12 protein-coding genes are annotated in these 14,095 nt (G+C 72.0%); 7 read left to right on the top strand and 5 right to left on the bottom strand.

The annotated features are described in order from the left end of the window. Positions 1-7: 7 nt before the first annotated feature. Positions 8-871 (bottom strand): aminoglycoside phosphotransferase family protein, encoded by an 864-nt coding sequence (locus BT341_RS28240; RefSeq protein WP_177328908.1) that lies wholly within the window; start codon positions 869-871, stop codon positions 8-10. Positions 872-968: 97 nt separating this feature from the next. On the opposite strand from BT341_RS28240, the gene argG reads away from it, so the two are divergent. Next, complete coding sequence (argG, locus tag BT341_RS28235) at positions 969-2,417, top strand: argininosuccinate synthase (RefSeq protein WP_072479160.1); 1,449 nt, start codon at positions 969-971, stop codon at positions 2,415-2,417. Between the two features lie 240 nt (positions 2,418-2,657). Here the strand turns inward: argG and BT341_RS28230 are convergent, their stop codons facing one another. Together BT341_RS28230 and BT341_RS28225 are read right to left on the bottom strand one after the other, a co-directional pair. After that, a complete protein-coding gene (locus BT341_RS28230; protein ID WP_072479159.1) occupies positions 2,658-3,665 on the bottom strand; it encodes a medium chain dehydrogenase/reductase family protein in 1,008 nt (335 codons plus the stop codon). 69 nt (positions 3,666-3,734) lie between these two features. Beyond that, positions 3,735-4,304: a TetR/AcrR family transcriptional regulator gene (locus tag BT341_RS28225; RefSeq protein WP_072479158.1), complete on the bottom strand. Its 570-nt coding sequence runs from the start codon at positions 4,302-4,304 to the stop codon at positions 3,735-3,737. A 402-nt stretch (positions 4,305-4,706) separates the two neighbouring features. Between BT341_RS28225 and BT341_RS28220 the strand changes: the two genes are divergently transcribed. Beyond that, positions 4,707-5,945 (top strand): FAD-binding protein, encoded by a 1,239-nt coding sequence (locus BT341_RS28220; RefSeq protein WP_072479157.1) that lies wholly within the window; start codon positions 4,707-4,709, stop codon positions 5,943-5,945. A gap of 6 nt (positions 5,946-5,951) precedes the next feature. Here BT341_RS28220 and BT341_RS28215 read toward each other — a convergent pair whose 3' ends face one another. Together BT341_RS28215 and BT341_RS28210 are read right to left on the bottom strand one after the other, a co-directional pair. Continuing rightward, entirely contained in the window at positions 5,952-7,157 is a 1,206-nt protein-coding gene (locus BT341_RS28215) for a GNAT family N-acetyltransferase (protein WP_072479156.1), read from the bottom strand. Positions 7,158-7,197: 40 nt separating this feature from the next. Next, positions 7,198-8,184, bottom strand: a complete 987-nt coding sequence (locus tag BT341_RS28210) for a LacI family DNA-binding transcriptional regulator (RefSeq protein WP_072479155.1) — start codon at positions 8,182-8,184, stop codon at positions 7,198-7,200. A 225-nt stretch (positions 8,185-8,409) separates the two neighbouring features. Here BT341_RS28210 and BT341_RS28205 point away from each other — a divergent pair, with 225 nt between their 5' ends. The 5 genes from BT341_RS28205 to BT341_RS28185 all read left to right on the top strand — a co-directional run bounded on the left by BT341_RS28205 (position 8,410) and on the right by BT341_RS28185 (position 14,092). Further along, on the top strand, positions 8,410-9,387 hold the full coding sequence (locus BT341_RS28205) for a pectate lyase family protein (protein WP_072479154.1): 978 nt from the start codon (positions 8,410-8,412) through the stop codon (positions 9,385-9,387). 202 nt (positions 9,388-9,589) lie between these two features. Then, a complete protein-coding gene (locus tag BT341_RS28200) occupies positions 9,590-10,780 on the top strand; it encodes a Gfo/Idh/MocA family protein (protein WP_072479153.1) in 1,191 nt (396 codons plus the stop codon). Positions 10,781-10,988: 208 nt separating this feature from the next. Next, a complete protein-coding gene (locus tag BT341_RS28195; protein ID WP_072479152.1) occupies positions 10,989-12,272 on the top strand; it encodes an ABC transporter substrate-binding protein in 1,284 nt (427 codons plus the stop codon). Positions 12,273-12,275: 3 nt separating this feature from the next. Next, positions 12,276-13,250 carry a carbohydrate ABC transporter permease gene (locus BT341_RS28190; protein ID WP_072479151.1) on the top strand — a complete coding sequence of 325 codons (975 nt, stop codon included), beginning with the start codon at positions 12,276-12,278 and terminating at the stop codon, positions 13,248-13,250. Next, positions 13,247-14,092, top strand: a complete 846-nt coding sequence (locus BT341_RS28185; protein ID WP_072479150.1) for a carbohydrate ABC transporter permease — start codon at positions 13,247-13,249, stop codon at positions 14,090-14,092. The genes BT341_RS28190 and BT341_RS28185 overlap by 4 nt, the downstream gene beginning before the upstream one ends. Positions 14,093-14,095: the final 3 nt, after the last annotated feature.

Raw genomic sequence — 14,095 nt, 5'->3', positions numbered from 1 at the left:
GGCGTGCTCACGGAGCCGGGACGCAGCCCAGCTCCGTGAGCACGTACCGGGCGTTGGCCGAGATCACCGGGTTGGTGTGCCGGTAGTACGGCAGCTGGATCACGGCCATCGACAAGGCCCGGCCGCGGCCGCGCGCCCAGGTCGCGTCGTCGGCGCCGACGGCGTCGCGGAAGCCTTGCCGGGTGTCCGCGGTGAGCAGGTTCCACGCCGGGATCAGGTCGGCCGCCGGGTCGCCGAGGCCCGCGGTGGCCCAGTCGAGGACTCCGGTCAGGTGGCCGTCGCGCAGCAGGAGGTTGCCCGGCATCAGGTCGCCGTGCACCCAGCACGGCGGTCCGGCCCACTCCGGAGCGTCGAGCGCTTCGCTCCAGGCGGCGAGCGCCGCGGCCGGGTCGAAGGGCTCGTCGGTGCGGCTCAGGTCTTCGATCGCCCGGCGCGTGGCCGTGTCCACGGTGGACAGCGGCTGCCCGCGGAAGGCCGGGGGACCGTCGGCCCGGTTCGCCCGGTGCGCGAGGACGAACTCCGCCAGGCCGCGCGCTGCGTGGCCTTCGCGTGCCGGTGCGCCGTCGAGCCAGCCGTGCACCGCCCACGGCCACGGATAGCCCTCGGCCGGTTCGCCCACCGCGACGACGGCCGGGACCGCCACCGGCAGCCCGCCGAGGGTGCCGAGGATCCGGCGTTCCTTCGCGATGTCGCCGGAGCCGCCCTCGGTGAGCGGAAGCCGGACGGTCAAGTCGTCGCCGAGGCGGTACACGGCGTTGACCGTGCCGCCGGAGGCCAGGGGAGTCAGCGGCAACCCGGCCCAGCGGGGGAACTGCCCGTCGACGAGCCGCCGGACCGGGCCGGTGTCGACCGCGTGCTGATCCGCGTGCATCCGCATGCTCCCACCGAACCACCCGGGTCAACGGAGTTTCCGTGACTCGGCGCACCCCGGATTGCACGGTGATGCATAGCCGTGCATAATCATTCGCATGTCCAAGGTGCTCACTTCCCTGCCCGTCGGCGAGCGTGTCGGTATCGCCTTCTCCGGTGGCCTCGACACTTCCGTAGCGGTCGCGTGGATGCGCGACAAGGGCGCGGTGCCCTGCACCTACACCGCCGACATCGGCCAGTACGACGAGCCCGACATCGCGTCGGTGCCCGGGCGGGCCCACGCCTACGGCGCCGAGATCGCCCGGCTGGTCGACTGCAAGGAAGCACTGGTCGAAGAGGGTCTGGCGGCGCTGACCTGCGGAGCGTTCCACATCCGCTCCGGCGGTCGCAGCTACTTCAACACGACCCCGCTCGGCCGCGCGGTCACCGGCACGCTGCTGGTGCGCGCCATGCTCGAGGACGACGTCCAGATCTGGGGCGACGGCTCGACCTTCAAGGGCAACGACATCGAGCGCTTCTACCGCTACGGCCTGCTGGCCAACCCCTCCCTGCGGATCTACAAGCCGTGGCTCGACGCCGCGTTCGTCACCGAGCTCGGTGGCCGCAAGGAGATGTCGGAGTGGCTGCTGGCGCACGACCTGCCCTACCGCGACAGCACCGAGAAGGCGTACTCGACCGACGCCAACATCTGGGGCGCCACGCACGAGGCGAAGTCCCTGGAGCACCTGGACACCGGCATCGAGATCGTCAAGCCGATCATGGGCGTGCGGTTCTGGGACCCCGAGGTCGAGATCGCGCCCGAGGACGTCACGATCGGGTTCGAGCAGGGCCGTCCGGTGACGATCAACGGCAAGGAGTTCGCCACCGCCGTCGACCTGGTCCTGGAGGCCAACGCGATCGGCGGCCGGCACGGCCTCGGCATGTCCGACCAGATCGAGAACCGGATCATCGAGGCGAAGAGCCGGGGCATCTACGAGGCGCCGGGCATGGCGCTGCTGCACGCGGCCTACGAGCGGCTGGTCAACGCGATCCACAACGAGGACACCCTCGCCAGCTACCACAACGAGGGCCGCCGGCTCGGCCGCCTGATGTACGAAGGCCGCTGGCTGGACCCGCAGGCCATGATGCTGCGCGAGTCGCTGCAGCGCTGGGTGGGCACCGCGATCACCGGCGAGGTGACCCTGCGGCTGCGCCGCGGCGAGGACTACTCGATCCTCGACACCTCGGGCCCGGCGTTCAGCTACCACCCGGACAAGCTGTCGATGGAGCGGACCGAGGACTCGGCGTTCGGCCCGGTCGACCGGATCGGCCAGCTGACCATGCGCAACCTCGACATCGCGGACTCGCGGGCGAAGCTGGAGCAGTACGCGAGCCTCGGCATGGTCGGCGGCAACTCGCACCCGAAGCTGATCGGCGCCGCCCAGGCGGCCTCGACCGGGCTGATCGGCGCGATGCCCGAAGGCGGCGCCGAGGTGATCGCCTCGCGCGGCAAGGCGGGCAACGACGTCCTGCTCGACCAGGCCGCGATGGAGTCCGGCACCGACTGACGCCGGAAGAGGGCCCGGCCACGACCGGGCCCTCTTCCGCTCGGCACGCTTCGGCGGCGGTTATCCGGGTGATGCCGCGGGCCGGGCCCCAGAGAATCCGGTGCGGGGCCCGCACCGCGGAGACGGTCGAATCGATCGTCATCCCCGCGACCCGTCAGCGGAACCGGGTGCCGGGCGCGAGCGGCCCGCGGAGTGCGGCCGTGAGTGCGTGACTGGTCACTCACCCGAACGGCCGGAAATTCAGGGGACGAGCACGACCTTGCCGGCGACGGTGCCGGATTCGGCCAGCGCCAGGGCCCGCGCGGCTTCGGTCAGCGGAATCCGCGCGGCGACCTGGGCCTTCACCGTGCCGGTGACGGCGAGGTCGAACACCGCGCCGAGGTCTTCGGCCAGCCGGGCGCGGAACCGGGGGAGGTTCCGCTTGCCGCCCCAGACGTTGTAGAAGTGGGCCCGGCGGCGGTTCGGCAGCGCGTTCCACCACAGCAGCCGCGCGAACAGCTTCAGCACCGGCAGCCGCGAGTTGCCGGGCTCGTCCTTGGTGGACGCGCTGCCGTAGGCGACCAGCGTGCCGCCGGGCGCGAGCAGCCGGAACGACTCGACGATCCCGGGCCCGCCGACGTGGTCGAACACGGCGTCGACGCCGCCCGGCGCCAGCGCGCGGACCCGCGACGGCACGTCGCCGCGGTAGTCGACGTGTGTGGCGCCGAGCGAGGTGACGACCTCGGCGTTGCGGGCCGACGCCGTGCCGATGACCTCGATCCCGGCCGCGCGGGCCAGCTGCACGAGCGTCGAGCCGACGCCGCCGCTCGCGCCGTGGACGAGGATCGTCGCCCCGGGCCGCACCCGGGCGATCCGGTGCAGCATCTGCCACGCGGTGATCCCGTTGACCACGAAGGTCTCGGCTTCGGCCGGGTCCAGCCCGTCGGGCACCGGGACCAGGTCGGCGACCGGCAGCACGACGTGGCTGCGCCAGCCGCCGGTCTTCGTCAGGGCGGAGACCCGGCGCCCGGCGAGCGCGGGATCGGCGGCTTCGACCACCGTGCCGACGACGTCGTAGCCGGGCACGAACGGGAACGGCGGCTGGTCGTAGTACTTCCCGCGCCGCATCTGCTGCTCGGCGAACGACACCCCGCTGGCCTCGACGCGCACGAGCGCCTCGCCGTCGCCCGGCCGCGGCAGCTCGCGGTGCTCGACGCGCAGGCCGTCGGGCTCGACCAGGCCGGGGAGGACGATCTCGGTGGCGGTCATGGTGCTTCCTTCCGTTGTGAGTGATTGGTCAATCACTGTCTGGGCGTGGAAAAGCCCGATGGGCCGGGTTCAGTTCTTGCCGGGGTGCCGGATGCCGGCGGAGAGCACGGCGGCCCAGTCGCCGGCGTGCTCGTCGAGGTCGAGGGTCGCGACGAGGTGGCAGAGCTGGCCGTAGGCGACGAACCGCTGGACGTGCTCGTCGGCGGCCCCGGACCGCGACCGGGCGAGGTCGGTGACCTTCGCGAGGCCGCGGCGCACGGCGTCGGCGATCTCGGGCGTGTCGGCGGCGGACTGGGCGTGCACCTGCAGCATCAGCAGGTTCCGGTCGGCGATGAGCTCGGCGTAGGCGCCGCCCATTTCGTCCAGGATCGTCTCGGGGCCGGCGTCGCCGGCGCGGGCGGCGCCGTTCGAAAGCGCGTGCGCGACCAGTTCGTAGCACCGGTCGAGCGCGGCGACGAAGAGGGAAACCTTGCTGGGGAACAACTTGAAGACGTAGGCGGGGGAGATGTCGGCCCGCGCGGCCACCGCGCTGATCGGCGTGCTGTGGTAGCCGGCGCGTGCGAACTCCGTGATGGCAGCGTCGACGACGACGTCCCGCCGGGCGTCGGAGGTGGAGAGGGTGGCACCGCGCTTCGTCATGTGAGTGACTGTACACTCACTCTGGTTCGGCGCGCAACTCGCCTGTCGGCCAGGGGAGCCGCCATCATCCGCAGCATCCCGAGGCCGCCCGTGCGCGCGAACCGCGTCACCAGCGCGACCGCGCCGGAACGTCCCCGGCCCCTGGAGGGACATGTGCATCGCCGCGTGGCCCTCCATCGATCCGGCGAGCCCCATCTCCGCCTGCTCGCGGGCCCGCTCCAGGAGCGGCCGGCGGACGACCACCCGGAACAGCACCGCCGGCGACGTGACGGCGAGGGTCTTCGGCCGGGGCCGGGATCAGGCTCGCCCAGTCCGGCCACGGCCGTCACCCGCCGGCTGATCACCACCGCTCGCTGACGTAGGGTCGGATCGGGGGATCCGTGACGCGGGAAGGAAGTTCTGGTGGGCGAGTCGAACTGGGCCGGGAACCACGCGTACGCCGCGGACGCGGTGGTGACCCCGCGGTCGGTCGACGAGGTCCGCGAAGCCGTCGCGGGTGCGTCGCGGGTCAAGGCCCTCGGCAGCCGCCACTGCTTCAACGACATCGCCGACTCGCCGGGCGGTGTGCTGCTCGACCTGCAGGCGCTCGACGTGCCGGTCGAAATCGGCGACGGCACCGTGACGGTCGGCGGCTCCGCGCGCTACGGCGACTTCGCGGAGCAGCTGCACGCCGCGGGTTTCGCGCTGCCGAACCTGGCGTCGCTGCCGCACATCACCGTCGCCGGCAGCGTCGCGACCGGCACCCACGGCTCCGGGCGGCGGCAGCCGGGGCTCGCCGCCGCCGTCTCGGCGATCGAGCTGGTCGACGCGAACGGTGAGCTGCGGACCTTCACCCGCGCGCACGCCGAGTTCCCGGGGCTCGTCGTCGGGCTCGGCGCGGCGGGTGTCGTCACGCGGCTGACGCTCGACGTCGTCCCCGCCTTCGACGTCCGGCAGGACGTCTTCGACGACCTGCCGTGGGAAGCCGCGTTCGAGCACTTCGACGCGATCGAGGACGCCGGCTACAGCGTCAGCATGTTCACGAACTGGGTGAACGACGCGATCGACCAGGTCTGGGTCAAAAGCCGCGTCGGCGCGTTCACCGAGCGGACCGCGCTGTTCGGTGCGCGCCCCGCCGACGGGCCGCGCCATCCCGCGCACGCCGCCGGCATCGCCGCGGACAACTGCACGCCGCAGCGGGGCGTGCCCGGGCCGTGGCACGAGCGGCTGCCGCACTTCGCGCTCGCGTTCACCCCGAGCGTCGGGGACGAGCTGCAGTCGGAGTACTTCGTGCCGTACCGGGACGCGGCGGCGGCGATCGCGGCGGTCCGGGAGATCGGCGACGTCGTCGCGCCGGTGCTGCTGGTCTCGGAGATCCGCGCGATCGCGGGCGACGAGCTGTGGCTGAGCCCCTGCCACGGCGGCGACCGGGTCGCCCTGCACTTCACCTGGCAGCCGCGCCAGGCCGAGGTCGAGGCGGTGCTGCCGCTGCTCGAGGAGCGCCTGGCCCCGTTCGGCGCGCGACCGCACTGGGGCAAGCTGTTCCACGGCGTTCGCGGGGACTACCCGCGGCTGGCCGACTTCCGCGCGCTGGCCGGACGGCTCGACCCGCGGGGCAAGTTCCGGAACCCCTTCCTGGAGCGCCACGTCTTCGGCGGCTGACGCGGCTCAGAACCAGTGCAGGCAGTGCGGAGCCCGGTCGACGCGGAAGAGGGCGTCGGCGCGGGACGCCGCGTCCGGGCCGTGGGCCCGGACGTGCCCGGCCCGCACCAGCGTGCTCGGCGCGACGCCGCCGAGGTACAGCGACCCCAGGTCGGACACGTCCAGGGTCAGGTCCGGCGCCCGGTCGGCCGGGACGCACTCGGCCTTGCCCTCGCGGACGGTCAGCAGGTACCGGCCGCGCTCGCCGCGGAACGGGTCGTCGACGTCGAGGACCAGCTCGCCGTCGGCGAACCAGCCGCGCGCGGTCAGCGCGCGCGGGACGTCCAGCAGCCGGACCCACAGCCAGTCCGGGTCGGGCTGCACCTGGGCCGCGCGCACGTCCGCCAGCTGCCACCGCAGCGGGTGGTCGGGTGGCCAGTGCTTGAAGACGACCTCGGTGGCCAGGTCGTGGCCGAGCGCGAACCGGGCCAGTGCCGTGAAGACGGTGTCGTCGGTCGCGACGACCTCGTCGACGGTCAGCGTGCCGGAGTCCAGCAGGTAACTCGCGTAGCCGTCCGCGACGCCGCTCGCGTCCCGGTGGACGGCGAGGTAGCGCGGCGCGAACGAGACCGGCGGCTGACCCGCGCCGCGTGACCACCAGTGGTGTGGCCGGGACAGCGCGCCGGGCTGGGCCCGGCGGTACCGGTCGTAGATCTCCGCCGGCAGGTCGCCGCACTCGGCCCGGCGCAGCAGCTCGATCGAGCCGTCCGCCGCGGCGCCGCCCGCCCGGGGCACGGCGAAGGCCGCCCGGTGCCGCGGGATCGTCAGCCGCTGCGTCGTGGTCGCCGGCCCGTAGCCGAACCTGCGGTAGATCACCGCTTCGGAGGCCAGCAGCACGGAGAGGAATTCGCCGCGGGCGTCCAGCCGCGCGAGCATGCGCCGCATCATCGCGCTCAGCACGCCCCGGCGGCGGTGCGTGGGCAGGACGCCGACGGCGGTGACCCCGGCCGCCGGGACGATGATCGCCCCGGGCAGGGTCAGCTCGAACGAGTACGCGGCCGCTGTGCCGATCGGCCGCCCGTCCGGCGCCACGGCGAGCAGGGCGCGATCCATCTCGTAGGCCGCGCAGATCCCGCCACCCTCGGCCGGTGTTTCCGGGAAGCGCCCGAACGCGGCATACAGCGTGTCGACGAAGACGCCGAAGTCCTCGTCGGTCGTGTCCCGGATCTCCACCGGGCCAGTCCACCGCCGGGCCCCGGCCGGGGCAAGCGAATTACCGGCCGCCCGGCGGCGCGGTGGTCGCTCGGACGATCAGGTACGTGTCGAGGACCTGGGTCGTGTGCTCGTCCGCGGTGCCGTCGAGGAGGTCGAGCAGGACCGTGACCGCCGCCCGGCCCGCCGCTTCCGTCGGCATCGCGATCGTCGTCAGCGGGGGCGCCGAGATCGCCGCGAAGACGAGGTCGTCGAAACCCACGAGACTGATCTCGTCCGGCACCGGCACACCGCGGGCGTTCAGCCGCGCCAGCGCGCCGAAGGCGACCAGGTCGTTGTAGGCCACGATGGCCGTCACGTCCGCCGCCAGCGCGAGGTCCGCGCCCTGCAGCCCGCCTTCGAACACCGGCGGGAACGGGCCGAACTCGACGATCTCCGTCCCGTGCCGCTCGGCCGCCTCGGCCAGGCCCTGGCGCCGGGTCCGGTTCGCCCACGACGCCCGCGGGCCGCCGAGGTAGGCGCAGCGGCGGTGGCCCAGCGCGGCCAGGTGCGCGATCGCCTGCCGCATGCCGTCCGCCGCGTCCATCACGATCGACGGGATCCCGGGCACCTCGCGGTTGAGCAGCACCAGGGTCGTCTGCCCGGCGAGCGCGCGCAGCTGGTCGTCGGTCATGCTCGGGCTGCCCAGCACCACGCCGTCGACCTGCCGGGCCATCCGGCGCACGAGGTTCTGCTCGGTCGCCGGGTCCTGGTCGCTGCTGGCGAACAGCACGGCGACGTCGTCCTGCCGCGCGCGGGCCTGCACGCCGTCGAGCACGCCGGTGAAGAACGGGTTGCCGAGGTCCGAGACGACGATGCCGATATGGCCGGTGCGCGCGGCGGGCTCCGGCTGCGGCGCGCCCGCGGCGTGGTAGCCGAGCTCGCTCGCCGCGGCCAGCACCCGCGTGCGGGTCTGGTGCCGGACCAGGTCCGGTGACGTGAACGCGCGCGACACGGTCGAGATCGACACGTTGGCCCGGCGGGCGACGTCGTGAATGGTCACGCTCACGGCAACTCCTCGGCAGGGTCGCTGCACATCATGGAAACGCGCGGCAGCGTTGTCAACAACGAAGTGCCTTGCGCGGGCGGGGATCGCGCCGCCGCACGGCCATTCGGCTGGGCTTGGGCTGAAAACGCTGCAAATCGTTGACCGGGTTTTGCTGCAAATCGTACAACGGAGTCTCCGCCGTGACCCGCTCCGGGCCACGGGTCCATCCCCCCTCCGAGGTGCCTGATGACCAGGAAAGCCGAGTTCTCCCTGCGCGTGCTCGCCACGGCCGCGCTCGCCGCGGCGACGGCCGTCGCCGTCCCCGCGGGAATCGCCAACGCGGCCTACGAAAGTTCCCCCGCCGGCTTCGGCGCCGGCACGACCGGCGGTGCCGGCGGCGCGACCGTCACCGTGTCGACGGCGTCGGCGTTCACCAGTGCCGTCGCGGACGCCACCGCGCGGACGGTCAAGGTGAGCGGGAAGCTCGCCCTCCCGGCCAAGACGCTGGTGAAGATCGGGTCGAACAAGACGATCCTCGGCGTCGGCTCCGGCTCCGGGTTCACCGGCGGCGGGCTGTCGGTGGACAAGTCGTCGAACGTGATCATCCGCAACCTCGTGATCGCGAAGGCCGTCGGCACCGACGCGATCCAGATCCTGCGCGGCGCGAACCACGTGTGGATCGACCACAACGACCTGTCCTCCGACCTCGACCACGGCAAGGACTACTACGACGGGCTGCTCGACATCACCCACGGCGCCGACGCGATCACCGTGTCGTGGAACAAGTTCCACGACCACTACAAGGTCTCCCTCGTCGGGCACAGCGACAGCAACGCCGCCGAGGACACCGGCAAGCTGCACGTCACCTACAGCCACAACTGGTTCGAGAACGTGAACTCGCGGCTGCCGAGCCTGCGGTTCGGCACCGGCCACGCCTACGACAACTATTTCCACGGCGTGGCCGATTCCGCCGTGCATTCGCGCATGGGCGCGCAGTTCCTCGCGCAGAACAACGTCTTCGAAAGCACGAAGGTGTGCCTCGAAACGACCGGTGACAGCGATGTCGACGGCTACCTGAACGAGTCGGGCAACTCCTTCGGCGGCTGCACGAACAAGATCACGCGGACCGGGAGTATGACCACGGCGCCGTATTCCTTCACCCTGGAACCGACTTCCACGGTCAAGGCCACCGTGACCGCGGGCGCGGGCGCCGGCCGGATCTGAGTGAGGAACCGGTTCGAGTAAGCGCTTACTCGAACCGGCCACCGCCGTTCGGAGTATCCGGCCTTCGACGAATTCGACCGCGTGTCCCGGATATTGACACACTTGTCGCGAACGCCCTACCGTGACCACCGGAAGTTTCTCCCGAACTGCCCATTCGTCAGTTCCCGCACGGCCGCAGCCCGGTCGCGCCGATCGGAGACCCATGTCGGGGAGCAGGCGCCGCGCCGTCGCGGACCGGCCGAAGCTGGCCGTGGTCGGCACGTCCGGCTACGCCTTCAGCTACCTGCACCGCGCCCGCATCCTGCACGACGAAGGCCTCGTGCGGTTCGCCGGCATGGCCGACATCCGGGTGCCCTCGGCCGCCGCGGTCGCGCTGCTGCCCGAGGGCGGCACGGCGCACGTCGGCGTGGACGACCTGCTCCGCCGCTGCCGCCCCGACATCACCGTGGTCGCCACCCCGCCGCACGCGCACGTCGGCGTCGGCGGCGCGGTGCTGCGGGCGGGCAGTGACCTGCTGCTGGAGACCCCGCCGGTGCTCGACCTCGCCGGGTTCACCACGCTGTCCCGGCTGGCTGCCGAGCACGGATCGGCGTGCCAGACCGGGTTCCAGAGCTTCGGCTCGCCGGCGTTGCCGGTGCTGCGGGCGGCGATCGCGGCGGGGCGGCTCGGCGAGGTGGCCGGGGTCGGCGCGGCCGGCGCGTGGATCCGCACCGACGCCTACTACCGGCGCAACCCGTGGGCGGGCCGCCGGTGGCTGGACGGCGAAGCCGTCGTCGACGGCGCGCTGACCAACCCGTTCTCCCACGCGGTGGCCACCGCACTGCTGGTGGGCGGGGTCGCCGCGCGCGACCCGGCGGAGATCGCCCTGGAGCTGTACGGCACCCGGGACATCGAAGCCGACGACACGGCGTGCCTGCGCATCCGGTTCCACCGCGGGCCGGAGATCGTCGTCGCCGCGTCACTGTGCGCCGAGCAGGACCACGAGCCCTACGTCGTCGTGCACGGGTCGAAGGGGCGGGCGAAGTTCTGGTACAAGAGCCACCGGCTCGAACTGGACGACGAGCGGGTCCACCTCGGTGCCCCGGTCGACCTGCTGCGCAACCTGGTGGCCCACCACCGGGATCCGGCGGACGTGCCACTGCTCGCCCCGCTGTCGGCCACCCGCGCGTTCGCCTCGGTGGTCGAGGCCGTGCGGGACGCGCCCTCGCCGTCGCGGATCCCGGCGGGCTGGATCCGCACGGCGGGCGAAGGCGCGAGCCGGCATCCGGTGGTGCGGGGGATCGGCGAAGAGGTCGCCGTCGCCGCGGACCGGCTGGCGCTGTTTTCGGAAATCGGCGTCCCGTGGGCGAGTGCCGGGCGGCCCGGCGGCCCGGCGCCGGAACGCACCGGATAGCCCGTTCCGGTGCATCGCGCTGACGGACCCGCCATCCGGCACCGGTTCGGTAAGCGCTTTCTCAACGCGCCCGGAAACCATGGAAACCGTTGCTGCACAAGGGTTGCAGCGTCGTTTCGATCGTTGACACGGACGAGCCGCACTGCCTACCGTGAGCGCGCTGACAGCGTTTCAGAAAAGTGCTGACCGGCTGAGAACGGAGAGCTCGATGCGTCGGACAACGGAGAGACGGACTCTCGTCGCGCTGGCCGCGGTGGTCCCGCTGCTGCTGACCGGGGTGGCCGCGTGCGGCTCGGGATCCGGCGGCAGCGGTGGGGACGTGACCATCACGTTCGCCTGGTGGGGCAGTGATGGCCGCGCCACCCTGACGAAGAAGGCGGTCGCGCTGTTCCAGCGCAAGAACCCGGAGATCAAGGTCCAGACGTCGTTCTCGGCGTATGCGGCCTACTGGGAGAAGCTGGCGACGCAGACGGCGGGCGGCAACCCGCCGGACGTGCTCAACGTCGACACGCGCTACCTCGCCGAGTACGGCGGGCGGAACGTGCTGGCCGACCTGAACCAGGGCGCGGGCAAGGCGATCTCGCTGGCCGACGTCAACCCGGAGCTGGCGGCCACCGGCGTGTACCGGGGCAAGCGGTACGCGGTGCCGTGGGCACAGAACACGCCCGCGATGCTCTACGACCCCGCCGCGTTCCAGGCCGCCGGCGCGGACCCGGCGAAGGGCCTGACCTGGGACCAGTTCGCCGACGCGACGCGGAAGGTGAGCGCCGCCGGCGGTCCGCGCGGCACGACCGACTTCGGCATCCTCGACACGACGCTGGAAATCTGGCTGCGCCAGCAGGGCAAGCAGTTCTACACCCCGGACGGCAAGCTCGGCTTCACCGCCGGCGACCTGCGCCGGTACTGGCAGCTGGCGAGCCGGTTCCGCGACAGCGAGGGCGCGTCACCGGCCGACGTCACCGCGTCCTACAACACCTCGCCCGAGCAGTCGCCGCTCGGGAAGAAGCTGACCGGTTCCGAGTTCGCCTACGACAACCTGCTGCCCGCCTACCGGAAGGCGAACGGCAAGCCGCTGGACGTGGCGCCGTACCCGACGGACGCGAGCGGGACCACCGGGCAGTACCGGCGGCCGTCGATGTTCCTCGCGGTGTCCGCGCGCAGCCGGCAGCAGGAGGCCGCCGCGAAGCTCGTCGACTTCCTCGTCAACGACCCCGAAGCGGGCCGGATCGCCGGGACCGACCGCGGGCTGGCGCCGAACCTCAAGGTCCGCGCCGAACTGGCGAAGGCCGCGACAGGCGCCGACAAGACGCTCTACGACTACGAGGCCGCGCTCGAACCGAAGCTCGGGGCCGCGCCGCCGGTGCCGCCCAAGGGGGCGGGTGCGATCCAGAAGCTGCTGCAGCGCACCTACGAGGAGGTCGCGTTCGGCCGGCTCGGCATCGACGACGCGGTCACCCGGTTCATGGCGGAAGCCGAGAAGGGGCTGGCCTAGCCGATGACGACCGTGCGCACCCCGGACCCGCCGCTCGCCCCGCAGGCGGCCACCCGCGTCCGGCGGCGGGACCGGCCGGCCCGCCGCCGCCGGAACGGACAGCCGGCGGCCTTCGCCTTCCTCACGCCGTGGCTGCTGGGCGCGGTGGCGCTGACCGTCGGCCCGATGGTCGTGTCGCTGTACCTGTCCTTCACCGACTACGACTTGTTCACGACGCCGAAGTGGGTCGGATTCGGCAACTTCACGCACCTGTTCACCGACGACGACCGGTACCTGCAGTCGGTGCAGGTGACCTCGATCTACGTCCTGGTCTCGGTGCCGGTGAAGCTCACCGTCTCGCTGCTGGTGGCCATGCTGCTCAACACCCGGCGTGGCGCGAACGGCTTCTACCGCGCGGCGTTCTACGCGCCTTCGCTGCTCGGCGCGAGTGTCGCGGCGGCGCTGGTGTGGCGGGCGCTGTTCACCGGCGGCGGCCCGGTCAACGAGGTGCTGGCCTTCTTGGGCTGGCACACCCCGAGCTGGGTCGACGACCCGCAGTTCAGCCTCGCCTCGATCGTGCTGCTCGGCGTGTGGCAGTTCGGCGCGCCGATGGTGATCTTCCTGGCCGGGCTCAAGCAGATCCCGGCGGAGCTGCACGAAGCGGCCGCGATCGACGGCGCCGGCGCGCTGCGCCGGTTCCGGCACATCACGCTGCCGATGCTGTCCCCGGTGATCTTCTTCAACCTGGTGATGGAGGCCATCCACGCGTTCCAGGCGTTCACGCCGGCGTTCGTCATCGGCGGCGGCCGCGGCGGGCCCGCCGACGCGGACCTGTTCTACACGCTCTACCTGTTCGAGGTCGGCTTCCAGGACTTCCGCATGGGCTACGCGTCCGCGATGGCGTGGGTGCTGCTGGCGGTGATCGCGATCGTCACGGCGATCGTGTTCAAGACCGCGAAGCTGTGGGTGTTCTACGACGACGCCGAGGAGCGGTCATGACCGTCGTGCCGCGCACGGCCCGGTCGCTCGGCTGGCACGTGCTGTGCCTGGCCGGCGTCGCCGTCGTGCTGTATCCCCTGGTGTGGCTGGCGTTCGCGTCGGTGAAGCCGCCGGACGAGATCCTCTCGCGGCTTTCGCTGCTGCCGACGCGGTTCGTCTCCGACGGGTACACGAAAGGCTGGGAAGGCGCCGCGGGCGTCGGGTTCGGGCGGTTCTTCCTCAACTCGGTGCTCGTCGCCGGGCTGTCGGTGATCGCCAACGTGCTGTCGTGCTCGCTGGCCGCGTTCGCCTTCGCGCGGCTGAAGTTCCGCTTCCGCGGGGCGCTGTTCGCGTTCATGATCACGACCCTGATGCTGCCCTACCACGTCACGCTCATCCCGCAGTACGTCATCTTCCAGCAGGCCGGGCTCGTCAACACGTTCGTCCCGCTGATCCTGCCGAAGCTGCTGGCCACCGAGGCGTTCTTCGTGTTCCTCATCGTCCAGTTCATGCGCGGGATCCCGCGCGAGCTCGACGAGGCGGCGACGATCGACGGCTGCTCGGTCTACCGGACGTTCTGGCACGTCGTGCTGCCGCTGTCGAAACCGGCGCTGGTCACGACGTCGATCTTCACGTTCATCTGGACGTGGAACGACTTCTTCACGCAGATGGTGTACCTGAACGACACGGAGAAGTTCACCGTGCCGCTCGGCCTGCGGCTGTTCGTCGACACCAGCAGCGAATCGGACTTCGGCGCGATGTTCGCCATGTCGGCGCTCGCGCTCGTCCCGATCGTGCTGTTCTTCCTCGCCTTCCAGCGCCTGCTGGTCGAAGGCGTGAGCACCAGTGGCCTGAAGGGGTGACGA

Origin of the sequence: Amycolatopsis australiensis (assembly GCF_900119165.1) — a bacterium.
Lineage (GTDB): Bacteria > Actinomycetota > Actinomycetes > Mycobacteriales > Pseudonocardiaceae > Amycolatopsis > Amycolatopsis australiensis.
Note: the sequence above shows the minus strand (reverse complement) of the source record. Positions and strands in the feature narration are given on the sequence as shown.

Coding starts and splice junctions, on each gene's coding strand:
- BT341_RS28240 (WP_177328908.1), bottom strand. CDS start 871: ATGCACGCGGATCAGCACGCGGTCGACACCGGCCCGGTCCGGCGGCTC.
- argG (WP_072479160.1), top strand. CDS start 969: ATGTCCAAGGTGCTCACTTCCCTGCCCGTCGGCGAGCGTGTCGGTATC.
- BT341_RS28230 (WP_072479159.1), bottom strand. CDS start 3,665: ATGACCGCCACCGAGATCGTCCTCCCCGGCCTGGTCGAGCCCGACGGC.
- BT341_RS28225 (WP_072479158.1), bottom strand. CDS start 4,304: ATGACGAAGCGCGGTGCCACCCTCTCCACCTCCGACGCCCGGCGGGAC.
- BT341_RS28205 (WP_072479154.1), top strand. CDS start 8,410: ATGACCAGGAAAGCCGAGTTCTCCCTGCGCGTGCTCGCCACGGCCGCG.
- BT341_RS28200 (WP_072479153.1), top strand. CDS start 9,590: ATGTCGGGGAGCAGGCGCCGCGCCGTCGCGGACCGGCCGAAGCTGGCC.
- BT341_RS28195 (WP_072479152.1), top strand. CDS start 10,989: ATGCGTCGGACAACGGAGAGACGGACTCTCGTCGCGCTGGCCGCGGTG.
- BT341_RS28190 (WP_072479151.1), top strand. CDS start 12,276: ATGACGACCGTGCGCACCCCGGACCCGCCGCTCGCCCCGCAGGCGGCC.
- BT341_RS28185 (WP_072479150.1), top strand. CDS start 13,247: ATGACCGTCGTGCCGCGCACGGCCCGGTCGCTCGGCTGGCACGTGCTG.